General features: G+C 66.9%; 5 protein-coding genes. All 5 read left to right on the top strand.

What is annotated here, in order from left to right; genetic code table 11:
- Positions 1-46: 46 nt before the first annotated feature.
- The 5 genes from drmD to drmC are packed head-to-tail and all read left to right on the top strand — an operon-like array spanning position 47 to position 13,616.
- The gene (drmD, locus tag ACIBZJ_RS39105) at positions 47-3,211 is read left to right on the top strand and encodes a DISARM system SNF2-like helicase DrmD (protein WP_395938720.1); all 3,165 of its coding nucleotides are present in this window, start codon (positions 47-49) and stop codon (positions 3,209-3,211) included.
- Entirely contained in the window at positions 3,208-7,212 is a 4,005-nt protein-coding gene (locus tag ACIBZJ_RS39100) for an Eco57I restriction-modification methylase domain-containing protein (protein ID WP_395938682.1), read from the top strand. The genes drmD and ACIBZJ_RS39100 overlap by 4 nt, the downstream gene beginning before the upstream one ends.
- Entirely contained in the window at positions 7,209-10,892 is a 3,684-nt protein-coding gene (gene drmA / locus ACIBZJ_RS39095) for a DISARM system helicase DrmA (protein ID WP_395938681.1), read from the top strand. The genes ACIBZJ_RS39100 and drmA overlap by 4 nt, the downstream gene beginning before the upstream one ends.
- Positions 10,889-12,907: a DrmB family protein gene (gene drmB, locus ACIBZJ_RS39090; protein ID WP_395938680.1), complete on the top strand. Its 2,019-nt coding sequence runs from the start codon at positions 10,889-10,891 to the stop codon at positions 12,905-12,907. Before drmA ends, drmB begins: the two co-directional genes overlap by 4 nt.
- Positions 12,882-13,616 (top strand): DISARM system phospholipase D-like protein DrmC, encoded by a 735-nt coding sequence (gene drmC, locus ACIBZJ_RS39085; RefSeq protein ID WP_395938679.1) that lies wholly within the window; start codon positions 12,882-12,884, stop codon positions 13,614-13,616. The genes drmB and drmC overlap by 26 nt, the downstream gene beginning before the upstream one ends.
- Positions 13,617-13,935 lie beyond the last annotated feature (319 nt).

Raw genomic sequence — 13,935 nt, 5'->3', positions numbered from 1 at the left:
GCACAGTGATCGTCAGTCGCGAGGAGGGGCGTCTAACGTGACGATCATGAACGTCGAGGCCACGGGGGCGGCCGCGCACCCACCGCTGCCCGATCCGGGCCAAGTGGTGAATGTCCGGGGTTCTACCTGGGCCGTCGCCGAAATTCGTGCGCAGGGCCTACCGCGCAGCCCGGCCGACGAGGGTACGGCCGGGCTCACCCATGTCGTCGTGCTCCAGTCCCTGGAGGAGGACCGGCTCGGTCACGAGTTGGCGGTGGTCTGGGAGCTGGAGGTCGGCCACACGGTTGCCCCCGACCAGGGGCTGCCCGAGAGCGTCACGCCGGAGGCCTTTGACGACCCGAACACGCTCGCGGCGTTCGTCGACGCCGTGCGATGGGGGGCGGTGACGTCTGCGGACGCCAACTCCTACCAGGCGCCGTTCCGAAGCGGCGCGGATGTCCACGCCTACCAGTTGGAACCGCTCCGTCGGGCGCTGCAGTCGTCTCGCACCAACCTATTGCTCGCCGACGACGTCGGGCTCGGAAAGACGATCGAGGCCGGGCTAGTTGTCCAAGAGTTGCTCCTGCGCCACCGCGCCCGCTCTGTGATCGTGGTGTGCCCGCCCAGCCTCGCGCTGAAGTGGCAGGACGAGATGCGGGACAAGTTCGGTCTGGACTTCGTCATCGTCAACAGCGAGCTGATGGCGCAGGTGCGGCGAACCCACGGGCTGAACGCGAACCCGTTCCGGCTCTATCCCCGGGTCATCGTCAGCATGGCGTGGCTTCCCACGCTGCGCGCTCAGCGTCTGCTCCGCGACGTCTACGCGGACGTGGCGGACACGAACACCGCACGGCGTTACAGCTTCGATCTCCTCGTCGTCGACGAGGCACACCACATCGCGCCGTCCAACCCGACCGCGGGACCCGGTGGGCGCGTCTACGCCGTCGACAGCAACCGCACGATCGCCGCCCGGGAGCTCGCCGAGCGCTGCGAGCACCGGCTGTTCCTTAGCGCGACACCGCACAACGGTTACAGCGAGTCGTTCACGGCGCTGATGGAGATGATCGACGGCCGGCGCTTCAGCCGTGGGGCGAGTCTCGACGAGCGGGCCTTGCGGGACGTCACGGTCCGCCGGCTCAAGACTGATCTTCCGGAGCTGAACTTCCGCCGCCGCGAGCTCAAACCGATCGTCTTCACGCCCGGCGCGACGGAAGAGGAAGAGTTCGCGCTCCTCGACCGCATCCTCGCCGAGAGCGCCAAGGGCAGTAGCCGCGGACAGGCTGGCGGCATCGTCGCCATGCTGCTGAAGAAGCGGTTCCTGTCCAGCCCGTGGTCGTTCGCTCGCACCCTGGAGATGCTCGAGGCGTCCGGCGGGGGCAGCCGCCTGGAGATCGACGACGAGGACGCCTACTACCAGGAGACTCTCGGTAGTGGAGCGTCCGACGAGGAGGAAGGTGAAGCCGACCACCCCGAGTTCGTCGCGTTGCGCCAGAACAGGGCCGCGACGGTCATCGCCGCGGCGACCGACGCCGAGATCACTCGGCTCATCGACTGGGGACACCGGTACGAGCACAGGCCGGACGCCCGGCTCGAAGCGCTGCTCGGCTTCCTGGACGCGGTATGCCGGCCGGCCGGTGCATTCCAGGACGAGCGGGTGGTCGTCTTCACCGAGTACGCGGCCACGCTCGACTGGATGGCTGGGGTGCTGCGTCAACGCGGCTACCGCGACGTGCTCGCCACGATCCAGGGTTCGACGCCGACCGAGGAACGCGAGCTCATCCGGGCCCAGTTCTCCGAGCCCGCGAGCCCGGTCCGTGTACTGCTCGCGACCGACTCGGCTGGGGAGGGCATCGATCTGCAGGACAGGTGCCACCGGCTGGTGAACTTCGACATCCCGTTCAACCCGTCCCGGCTCGAGCAGCGGATCGGCCGGATCGACCGGTACGGACAGGAGCAGACGCCGGAGATCTACCACCTCACCCCGGACACGCAGGGCACCCCCTACACCCGCGACCTACGGTTCTTGCTCGAACACATCGCCCGTAAGGTCGTCACCGTCGTGGCTGACCTCGGTGCGGCCAACCCGATCATCGACGCCGAGATCCAGGATCACTTCGATCCGCGGCCGTCCCGTCGCCGGGCGAGGCCCTCGGCCGGCGACGCGGGAAACGCGGTCATCAGCCGGGCCCTGGCCGGGGGCATCGAGCTCAACCGAAGGCTGACCGACCTCTCCCGGACCTACGACGCGCAGAAGGCGAAGATGCACCTCACCTCGGCGAATGCCCGCCGGGTGGTGGACACCGCGCTGACGTTGACCGCGCAGCCTCCGTTGGTTCCCGCTGGCGACGAGGACACCGACGCGCCGGTCTTCACCGTTCCGCCGCTCGGCGGCGCCTGGCAGCCAGCTCTACGTGGACTGAGTACCCGGTTGCGCCCCGACGAACAGCGGAACATCACCTTCGACGACAAGGCCGCGGAGAAGCGGCACGACCTGGTCCACGTCCACCTCGGCCACGCGCTGATGCAGCGATCCTCCCGCATCCTTCGCAGCGCCCTGTTCAACGTCGATTCCCCGGTCAGCCGAGTCACCGCCGTCGTGGTGAACGATCTGCCGCAGTCCTGCGTCGCGGCGGTCTCCCGTCTGGTCCTGGTCGGCCGGGGCGGCGTCCGGCTGCACGAGGAAGTCTTCCTCACCGGCATCCGGATCCGCGGCCAGGCGATGGCCGAGGCGAAGGTCGAAAAGGTCTTGGACGAGACGCTCGACACCGAAAACCTCAGCTTGGCGGACGCCTCAGTGCGAATGCAGCTAGCCGACCTCTGGAACGCCGATAAATCACCGCTGCGAACGCGGCTACTGACCGCGATGCACAACCGGGCGGAGTTGCACCAGGCCGACGTGACCAAGGCGTTGACGGCCCGCCGCGACTCCGACGTGTCGCGGGCGCACGAGATCTTCGCCGCGTTCCGCACCAACCTTGAGGAATCCCGCAACCGACTTGCGGCCGAAATCCGCGCCGAGGAGGAGTTCCTCTTCACCGACGACCAGCAGCGCCAGCGGCGCCGCGATCTGCGCGCGATGGAGGAACGCCTCGACAGCCTGGACGACGAGGAACATCGCGAAATCGTCGCCATTGAGGAGCGCTACCGCGACATCAAGCCACACGTATCGGCCGCCGCAGTCGTGTTCGCACTGACCCCGGAGGACGCCGCATCCGGGAAGGTCCACGCATGAACCGCCGCCGCTCCACTGCGCCTCGCGACCTGCACCGCGCCTGGCTGGAGCTCGTCGACACCGACGGGCCGTTCCTCGCCGTTCCCGCGCTCAAGCGCGTCTGGCCGCAGGGCATGCCGGCAATCGGCCGTCCGGCGCGAGACGTTCTTAAGGACGCCAAACCGGCCTTCGAGAAGGCCTGGGAGCATTGGGACAAGCACCGCGACGATCCCACGGCTGCTGACCTCTACCGGGAGGCACGGGATGGCTGGATCGACATCGTGCTGCGCCGGGTGCTCGGCTGGGGCGACGCCTACCAGGCAGGCAGCACGACGCTTCAGGTGCGCTCTCCCGATCACCGAGTCACGGTCCGCCCGACCGGGTCGCTCGTCCGCGACGGCTTCACCGGTGCACTGACGCTAGTCGTCGACCCGGTGGACGCGCTCCGCGATCCGCTGGGTGACGGCTGGGCTACCAGCCCGATCGACCGCATTGACGAGCTGCTCCGCGCGTCCGGCGTCCCGATCGGGGTCGTCACCGACGGCCGCTGGTGGGCGATCGTTAGCGCCCGCCCGCAGACGATGACCGCCTCGGGCGTCGTCGACGCGCACACCTGGGTCGAGGAGCCACAGACCCGCGACGCGTTCGTCGCGATGCTCGCCCCGCGCTTCCTCGTCGGTGGAAAGCCCGAGGAGCGGCTCACCGAGTCGTTCGCCGCGTCGGTCGCCGCCGACGAGGAAATCACAGAGGCCCTCGGCACTCAGGTCCGTCGCGCGGTCGAGCTGCTGGTGCAAGCGCTGTCCGAGGCGGCGCTGGAGTCACAGCGACTCGGCCAGGCCGACCCGCTGCCGGAGGACCGGCGTCAGGTCTACGAGGCTGCGGTCACCGTGATGATGCGCGTGGTCTTCCTCCTCTTCGCCGAAGAGCGCGGACTTCTGCCGCAAGGTCAGCTCTTCGCGATGGGCTACGGCGTCAGCGACGAGTTGGACGCGCTAGACGCGCGCGAGCGCGAGGAGGGCACCGAAACACTCGACGGCACCCACCTGACCTGGCACCGACTGCTCGCCACTTCGCAGGCCCTGTACCGAGGGGCCAACTTCGAGGACATCCGGCTGCCCTCCTACGGCGGGTCGCTCTTCGACCCGACGCGTTTTCCTGAGCTCACCGCGACCAACGAGCGCGGCACGCTGGCGATCGCGGTCACCGACCGGGTCATGCTCGAAGTGCTCCGGGCCGTCCAGGTCGCCCAGCTCAAGGGCCAACCCGCGCGCCGAATCTCCTTCCGGGACATCGATGTCGAGCAGATTGGCTACATCTACGAGGGCCTGCTCGGCTACACCTCCGACGTCGTCGACGAGGTGACCGTCGGCCTGATCGGGACGGCCGGCGCCGAGCCCGAGATCTCGCTGGCCACGCTAGAAGAGCTGGCGGAGACCACGGCTTTCGCCGACGCGCTGCTCCGGTGGATCAAGACCAACCAACCGGCGGCCTCACCGCCGACCAAGGCCGCCTTGATGAAGGCCCACGCGGCGGACGTCGAGGACGCCGAGCGTGCGCTGCGGGCGATCACGACCGACGAGGGGCTGCGCGACCGCTTGCGGCCCTTCGTCGGTGTGATCCGCCGCGACCTGCGCAATCGCCCGCTGGTGGTGCAGCCCGGCGGTGTGCTGGTGGTCGAGACGCCGTCCCGGGCCTCGGCCGGTGCGCACTACACGCCGCGACCGCTGGCCGAGGAGGTCGTGAGGTACGCATTGGAGCCGCTGGTCTACGAGCCGGGGCCGCACCAGACCGCCGATCGCAATGCGTGGGAACTGGTTCCGGACTACCGGATCCTGGACCTGAAGGTCGCCGACATCGCCTGCGGATCCGGGGCTTTCCTGGTTGCCGCTGCTCGCTACCTGGCCGCGCGGTTGGTTGAGGCTTGGCAGCACGCAGGCATCGCCACGGGCACACCCCACGAGGTACAGACCCGTGCGATCCGGACGGTGATCGCTCGCTGTCTGTACGGGGCGGACATCAACGGCATGGCCGTCGAGATGTGCAAGCTCTCGCTCTGGTTGGTGTCGCTCGACCCGAAGCTGCCGTTCTCGTTCGTCGACGACAAGGTTTTGCGCGGCAATTCGCTGATCGGCCTTACCAGCGCCGAGCAGCTCAAGACTCAGCACATCAACCCATCGCAGGAGAATCCTCAGCTGAGTATGTTCCGGCCTGATGTGGACGGAGTCTTGGCGCGCGCCCGAGCTTTGCGTGGGCAGCTAGCATCCGAGGTCAACGATGGCGACCCACAGCGCTCCGCGGCGACCAAGCGGCGACAGTGGAACGACTACCGCAGGCTGACCGAAAGCTTGACGGAGTTGGGGGATTCCGTGGTCGCAGCGGGCCTCCGCGTCGGCGGAAAGCCGGGTAAGTCGCTGATGGTCGCCTACGAGAATCTCCGCATCGCGCTCGAGAGCGCGTACCCAGTCGGCGGCACAGCACAGCCTGACCGGCGACAGCTCGACGGAATCCTCAAGGCTGGCCTGGAACCGACGGCGCCGACGGACTACCAGCGGTGGGAGCCGCTGCACTGGATCGTCCGGGTGCCCGACGTGATAGATCACGGCGGCTTCGACGCCATCATCGGCAACCCACCATTCCTCGGTGGCCAGAAGCTTACCGGGTCGATGGGAACCAACGTCCGCGACTGGCTTGTCAACGTGCTCGCAAGTGGGAAAAAGGGCAGTGCAGATCTTGTCGGATACTTCTTCCTCCGAGCGATGAGGCTGCTCACGCAGAACGGCAACCTGGGCCTGATCGCGACGAACACAGTGGCCCAGGGAGACACTCGCGAGGTGGGCCTGGACCAGATGGTGGCGAGTGGGTTCACCATCACCCGAGCCGTCCAGAGCAGGTCGTGGCCTGCCGCCAGCGCGAACCTGGAGTATGCGGCAGTCTGGGGAACCTCCGGCTCCGTCGCGGACAACGTTCCACGGATCTCCGACGACATCGCCGTCGAGAAAATCTCAACCCTGCTGGAACCGGCCGGCCGTGTTGAAGGCGCACCACTTCGGCTGGCGGAGAACTCGAGGATCGCATTCATCGGCTGCTACGTGCTCGGCATGGGGTTCGTGATCGAACCCGAGGAAGCGGCCGAGTGGATCAAGGCCGACCCCTGCAACTCCGAAGTGCTTTTCCCTTACCTCAACGGCGAGGATCTGAACTCGCGTCCCGACAATTCGGCCTCGCGATGGGTTATTGACTTTAATGATCGGCCCGAGAGCATCGCGGAGCGCTATGCGTTGCCATACCAAAGGCTGAAATCCGACGTGCTACCGGAGCGACGGACGAACAAGCGGAAGCCACGTCGGGAACGGTGGTGGCAATTCGCCGAGCGGCAACCAGCGATGCGATCTGCAATCGCAGGTCTTGATACCATTCTCGTCATCGCCCGGGTCAGCAAAACTGTTATGCCCGCCCGTGTCCCACGGAACTCTGTAGTCAGCGATCAGGTGGTCATCTTCGCTACTGAGTCCTCCGGCGATCAGGCAGCCCTGTCTTCGAGCCTGCACCAAATGTGGGCTATCACCTACGGATCAACCTTGGAAACTCGGGTCCGATACACGCCGTCCGACGTCTTCGAGACGTTTCCGCGGCCGGAACCAACGGCAGAGCTGGAAGAGATCGGCGAGATCCTCGACGCTGAACGCCGCGAAATTATGCTCCGTCGCGACCTGGGGCTCACCAAGCTTTACAACCTCGTCAACGACCCCGACATCGAGAGCCACGCCGACTCCGACGTCGCTCGGGTGCGCGAGATCCACGTCCGCCTCGACGAAGCCGTCATGGAAGCCTACGGCTGGGCCGACGTCCCACTGGACCACGGCTTCCACACCTACCGGCAGATGCAGCGCTGGACGGTCAGCCCGGCCGCACGCGTCGAGATCCTCGATCGACTCCTGGAGGAGAACCACCGCCGCGCGGCCCTCCAAGGCGAGGCCCCGCCCGCCGAAGACGGCAACGAAGACCTGGAAGGCGACGAATGACCGCGCCGACGCGTGACGGCAAGCATCGCGAGTACCGGCTCGCGCACGAGCCGGACGGCACCTCCCGTACCGCTCGCGCCAACCTCGCCGACATCCTCGAACGCGAGCTGCTCGGGCCGGCGAACGGCCCGGAGGAGCTCATCGACGGTGCTCCCGACGTGGCGTACCTGGTCGGCCGGATCGCCCCGGTGCGCTTGCTCCCGGGTAAAGACGACCCTAGCGACACCGCAGCCGACGAACCCGCCACAGACGTGGGCGACGCCGTGGACGCCGCCGAGAGCCGTGGCGTCCCGGTCACAGCCGTGGACGAAGACGGCGCCGGCAGCGACGAGGACTCGGTGGAGGACGAGCCGCAGCGTCGCGGGCTGATGGTGCCCGCCTCAATGGGGTTGCGGTTCCAGGTGCCGCTGGACCTGGATACGTTCACCGTTACCGCGTCCTGGGGCGTCTATGAGGCGGTGTCCGAACGGTCCAAGGACGAGGGCCGTACACTTCGCCGGTACCAGCGGACACCGATCTCGATCCCGTGCCCCATCGTGATCGCGGACCTGACGCGAGGTGCCACAAAGGCCTATCCGTTGAAGGACAAGGTCTTGCTCCGGGTCGACGTCCACGACACCCCGGAGCGGGGTTGCCGACTGGTCGAGATCGCGTTGTGCAACGACCGAGTCACCCCGCGCAAGATCCCGGTAAACGCCTGGCTGTACCAGACGAAGCTGGCGGTCGAGGCCGGCGGTCGCGAAGTCTTCCTACCGGTCACTGACCCGCTGTCGGACGAACGGTACGAGCCGGACGACGAGCTGCGACGGCTCGGCCTGCAGTATCGGAACCGGCTTGAGTACGCGGTTGGCCGGACATGTTCGGTTGACTGGAAGGTCGCCGTCGGAGCCCGCACGGCCTCCGCAGTCTGGACGACGTGGCTGCCGACGCACGAGACCCCGCAGACCTCTGCGACCGAGATCCGCGACGCCGAACTCGACATGCTGGCGCTGGCCGAGGCGTCCCCCGACGTACTTCGCTCCGGTCTTCAGCCTCTCGTCGACCAGTACTCGACCTGGCTCGACGAGCAAGAGGCAGCGGCAGGTGGCCTCCCCGCTCACCTGTCCGACGAAGGCATGGACGCCGTCCACGACGCGCGCCGGGTACGTGATCAGCTGGCGGCCGGCGTAGAGCACCTGCTCGCCGACGAGGAGGCGCTGCGGTGCTTCCGGTTCATGAACCGGGTGATGGCCGACCAACGCATCCAGTCGCAGGTTGCGCAACGCCGCGCGACCAACCTGGCCGAATCGTTGGAGAACGCTCGGTCTGCCGTGCTCGCGGTCGGTCCCCGCGCGCACTCGTGGCGCACCTTCCAATTGGCGTTCATCCTGATGCAGCTGCCGCTGCTGTCCGATCCGGCTGCGGATAAGCGCTCCAGTGATCTTGCCGCGGCGCAGCTGTTGTTCTTCCCCACCGGCGGTGGGAAGACCGAAGCGTATCTGGGGCTCGCCGCATACACGTTCGCGATCCGCCGCCGCCAGGGTGTAATCGAGACGCCGGACGGTCCGCTCAACGGGAATTCCGGCGTCGCAGTCCTGATGCGTTACACGTTGCGGCTGCTCACTGCGCAGCAATTCCAGCGGGCGACTGCTCTGGTGTGCGCGGCGGAGCTGGAGCGCCGGCGAGATCCCGCGGTATGGGGTAGCGAGCCGTTCCGGATCGGTTTGTGGGTCGGGACGGACGTCAGCCCGAAGCGCTACGACGAGGCGGCCAAGCAGCTTGGGTCCAGCGGCTACCGGCTGACCGTGCTGCAGATCCAACGTTGCCCGTGGTGCGGGACACCCATCGGCCGCGAGCACGTGACCGGCGTGGACGGTACGCGCCGCATCCATGTGCGTTGCGGGGGCGAGGACATCAAATGTCCGTTCTCGCCGGGCGGCGAGGTGGACGAGGGTCTTCCGGTCCTCACTGTGGACGAGGAGATCTATCGGCTCGCGCCGGCGTTCCTCATCGCCACCGTCGATAAATTCGCCCGGCTGGCGCGGGAGGGTGAGGCGGCTTCGCTGTTCGGCTACGTGGGCCGCTACTGCGACAGGCACGGGTACGTGCATCCGGACTACCAACACTGCGAGATCAAGGACGGGAGTAAGCACCCGACGGCGAAGGACGGCACGCCAGCAGCCTCCGTTCGCCCGGCCTCGCGGTTGCGCCCGCCCGACCTGATAATCCAGGACGAGTTGCACCTGATCACCGGAGCGCTCGGAACCACCGTGGGCCTCTTCGAGGTAGCCGTCGATGTGCTCACGGCCTGGCGGACCGCTGATGGGAGCCCGGTACGGCCGCTGCTGGTCGCCTCCACCGCGACCGCCCGGAACGCGACCGACCAGGTGCACGCGCTCTACGGCCGCGACGTGACAATCTTTCCCCCGCAGGTGCTGGACACGGAGGACACGTTCTTCTCCCGCGAGGCACCGGTCTCGGACGAGAAGCCCGGCCGGCTGTATCTCGGGGTCTCCACGACCGGCGTCCGCCTTACCACGGCCGAAATCCGGATCGCCGAGGTCGTGATGGCCGCAGCGCAGCTGTTGCTCGACCGCAGCGGCGAGGTCGCCGACCCGTATCTCTCACTCGTCGGCTACTTCAGCGCCACTCGCGAACTCGCCGGGATGGCCCGCTACCTCGGGGACGACATCCAAACCGCGCTCGCCAAGCGTCGGCCCTGGTCGTTGTTGCCCCGCCGCACGGGCACCGATTTCGGGGCATTGAACGTCGCCGAGCTGACCTCGCGCGTCTCCAGCGCAGACATCACCGCGACCCTCGACCACATGAGTGTGGGCTTCGACTCGCGCTTCGACTCCAGCCGAGGTAAGGCTGAGCTCCAGGCGCTCCGGGCGGCGAAGAAGCCCGTTCCCAGCAGGGAGAAGGCGCCATTCGACGCGGTGCTGGCCACGTCGATGCTTCAAGTCGGCGTAGACGTGACCCGGCTGGGCCTGATGCTGGTCGTCGGTCAGCCGAAGAACACCGCGGAGTACATCCAGGCGTCGTCCCGGGTCGGCCGTGACGCGGACCGACCCGGTCTGGTGATCTCGCTCGGCAACTGGGCACGTCCGCGCGATCTCGCGCATTTCGAGCAGTTCCGCCATTACCACGAGACGTTCTACGCGCGCGTCGAGGCACTGTCGGTGACGCCGTTCTCCACGACCTCGATCGAACGTGGCCTGGACGGCGTGCTGGTCAGCGCGGCGCGAGTCCTGGACGCAGCGGACACCACGAGCGGCCTGTCGCCGGAGCGCAACGCTGGCCGGTTGGAAACTCGCCGTGCCGCGATGGATACCCTGCTTGACCAGCTCATCGCTCGGGTGCTGCGAGCCTCCGGCGAAGACGAGGCGAAACTTGCGGCCGACCGTCTGCGTAACCGTCTGGACCAGTGGGACAAGCGCCGTCAGTACGTCTATAACCTTCGCCGGACGCTGGTCTACGAACGGGTCGTCGACGAGACCAAGGAAGGCGCGCTGATCAAGAGCGCAGAGATCGGCTTGACCGGTTTCTCAGGTAAGGACGAGCCGCCGTTCATCGTCGCCAACTCGATGCGCGAGGTGCAGCCGGAGATCAATCTGCTGGTCAGCCCGATCCCGGAGAACCTCTTCTACATCGCGCCCCGCACCGCCCCGCGGTGGGAACTGCCGGAGGACAAGCAGTGAGCGACCTTCTGTACGACGCCGATTCCGCGGTCGATCCGCTTGCCGATGCGGACAAGCAGGAGGGCAAGAAGACCAAGTTCAACCGGGCCAAGGTCGGGTCCGCCCGGCCGTCTTCGCTGCTCTACACCTATGGGCCCGGCGCGATCATCGACCTGCCGCAATTCACAATCATGCCGACCGGGTTCGACGACTGGGACCGGGTCTGGGCTCGGACCGACGGCAATCCGCCGGAGATCCGTGCGCCGCGCCTCCGAGAGATCGTCGCGAAGATCTTGCGCTCCCGGGACGTACAGCTCCGGCCCCATCCCCGACAGCCCAAGAAGTTCAACCTTTCCTCTGAGGGCAACAACCTCGGTGTCCCAGCGCGGGTCTTCCCCCAGTGGCTCCGCTGCACCGGCTGCGACCACCTGGGGAAGCTCCCGGAGTTCAGCTACGACAACACCCACCCGTACCGCACTGACCTGGCGCGCTTCGAGCACCGATGCACCGGCCGGAAAGGCAGCCGGACGCGTGCGCCCATGAAGCATGCGGCCGTGCCCGCCCGGTACCTCCTGGCCTGCGTTGACGGACATCTGGACGAGTTTCCGTACGACATTTGGGTGCACCGTGGGCAGCCCTGCGCGCAGTCCGACCAGCCGCCGCTGCGGATGGTCGACCGCACCGCAGGCAAAGGCGCATCGGCGATCATCGAGTGCGCGGTGTGCGAAGTACGGCGTCCGATGAACGAGGCTCAGGGCGAGGGTGGGCAGGACAAGCTGCCCCGGTGCCGGGGCCGGCTCCCGCACCTGGATGCGTTCGCCGAAGGCGGCTGCAAGAACGAGACGCGCCTGATGCTCGTTGGGGCGTCCAACCTCTGGTTCCCGTCGACGCAGTCGATCATCGTCATGCCGGAGTCGGAAGCGGAACAGGCCGACGTTCTCGTCACAAAGATTCGGGCCACGCTTGGGGACGCGCTCGACGAGTACCACCACGACCTGAAAACGCTCCGTGTGCTGCTGCAGGTCGGCAAGGTCGAAGTCGGCGACCTGTCGGACGAGCAGCTTCGCTCCATCGTCGATACCGCGCGAAAGCCCGCCGAGTCCGTCGAGGAACAAAGGAAGTGGCTGGAATCGTGGGACCCGGTCGACCTGCTGGTTCCTGAATGGCGGTACTTGCAGGTAGAACCGCTCAACGCACGCCATGAGGACGAGATCAGCGGCTTGACGCTGTCCGCCCGAGAGCGCAGCCCTCAGCTGCGTCCCGAGGTGACCCGAGTCCTCGCGGTCGAGAAGCTGCGCAAGGTGAACGCTCTCGTCGGGTTCACTCGCATCGACGATATGGACCGCGCCGGTGATCTACCGGCACGCCTCGCGCCGCTGGCCCGGGCGAAATATCCCAAGTGGACTGTCGCCACCGAGGACCGCGGGGAAGGGATCTTCCTTCAACTCGACGAAGGCGCCGTCGCAACGTGGGAACGGCGCGTCCACACTTCATCGCTCTGGAGGGCACACGTCGACGCGCACGAACGCAACTTCAGCCGGCGCTTCTCCGAGACCGCCGCTCAGGTTTCCCACCTCGACCGCTTCAAGCCCCCGCGCTACTGGCTGGTCCACACGTTCGCGCACGTTCTGATCCGGCAGCTCGCGATGACCTGCGGATACTCCGCCGCGAGCCTGAGCGAACGGCTGTACGCCTGGGAGGAATCCGACAATCGGTCTGCCGCAGCCGGCCTGCTGATCTGCACCACCGCGTCCGACAGCGACGGGACGCTGGGCGGATTGGTCCAGCTCAGTGACCCCGCTCGTCTCCAGGGCGTGGTGTCGACCGCGTTGCTACGGGCCACTCGCTGCTCGTCGGACCCGATCTGCGCCATGCGGCAACCGGAGAACCCCGAGGACTTCCTCCACGGCGCGGCATGCCACTGCTGCGTAATGGCCTCGGAGACGTCCTGCGAGCGGGCGAACCGATTCTTGGACCGCCGACTTCTGGTTGACCTGCCGGGGAGCAGTCTTGGGTTCTTCGGACACATCGACTAGCGGAGCCGCCGCCAGGACCCTGGCTGAACTGCTCACCGGCACCGAAGCCAAGCAGATCGCCGACCGCCTGGAGGACGGCAACACGTTGACCGCCGCGCTTCGGGCGATCGGCCCGAGCCGACGACTGACCTTCCGACCGTTACTCGCCTCCGTCGACCCGGCAGCGCGCGTGGCGGTAATGCGGGCCATTGAAGGCGCACGCACGGCTCCGGCGGCCATCCGACCGATCTGGACCATGCCCGGGCATGTCGCTCAAGGCGGGCCCTTGACCAGTTCGGTTCGTCACCTGGTCAATGGCGCGCGCAACTCGGTGGTCTGCTCCACGTACAACTTTCAACGGTCGTCCAGCCTGTGGGCAGCGCTCGGGCAGGCAGCTCGCCGCCCCGGAGTGGTGATGCGGGTCTACGTCGACGGTGTCGCTGCGAGCAGTGCCGGTTCGCCCACCGCGAAGGAGGTCGCGTCCCACCTCACGCCGGGCGTGGTCCTACAAGCGAAGAAGTTCGGGGGTAGCCGGATCCGCAATCACGCCAAGTTCCTCGCTGTCGATCATCGCTTCCTGCTCGTGAGCAGCGCGAACTTCTCCTGGAGCGCGGAGAACGACAACGTCGAGCTCGGCCTCATGGTGGACGACCGAAACCTTACGGAGTCCATCGAGCGAGAGATGGCAATCTCTGAAGAGGTGCTGTACGAGCGAATTCTTGCCCAATGAGGCAGCCACTCGTATCCCTCCGCGGCGGCCAGCAAGAACATGGGGCACGAAAGCTTACTATGCCACTTTCATTATCGCCGTCAAGTTTCAACATAAGGGTAAGCGCTCCGTTGGAGCGGACCGTGGCCCCTGAACGGAATTTGCAACACGAGTGCTATCGTCCCGCGGCGTGGGGGGAAAACGTCGAGGACTGACCTTATTCGTTGTAGCCGCTCTTCTGCTGAGCGGCTGCGCTACTACGGCCGAACCGAAGAAACAACCAGCAAAGCCGACTAGTTCAGCATCCGCATCGACAGCGGAACCGCAAACCAGCGTTAGC

Origin of the sequence: Cryptosporangium sp. NPDC051539, from assembly GCF_044454545.1 — a bacterium.
Taxonomy (GTDB): Bacteria; Actinomycetota; Actinomycetes; order Mycobacteriales; family Cryptosporangiaceae; genus Cryptosporangium.
The sequence above is the reverse complement of the archived record's forward strand: the minus strand, read 5'-3'. Positions and strand labels throughout refer to the sequence as shown.

Bases quoted from the DNA above. Each gene is read 5' to 3' on its own strand.
- drmA (WP_395938681.1), top strand. From the start codon at position 7,209: ATGACCGCGCCGACGCGTGACGGCAAGCATCGCGAGTACCGGCTCGCG.
- drmD (WP_395938720.1), top strand. From the start codon at position 47: ATGAACGTCGAGGCCACGGGGGCGGCCGCGCACCCACCGCTGCCCGAT.
- ACIBZJ_RS39100 (WP_395938682.1), top strand. From the start codon at position 3,208: ATGAACCGCCGCCGCTCCACTGCGCCTCGCGACCTGCACCGCGCCTGG.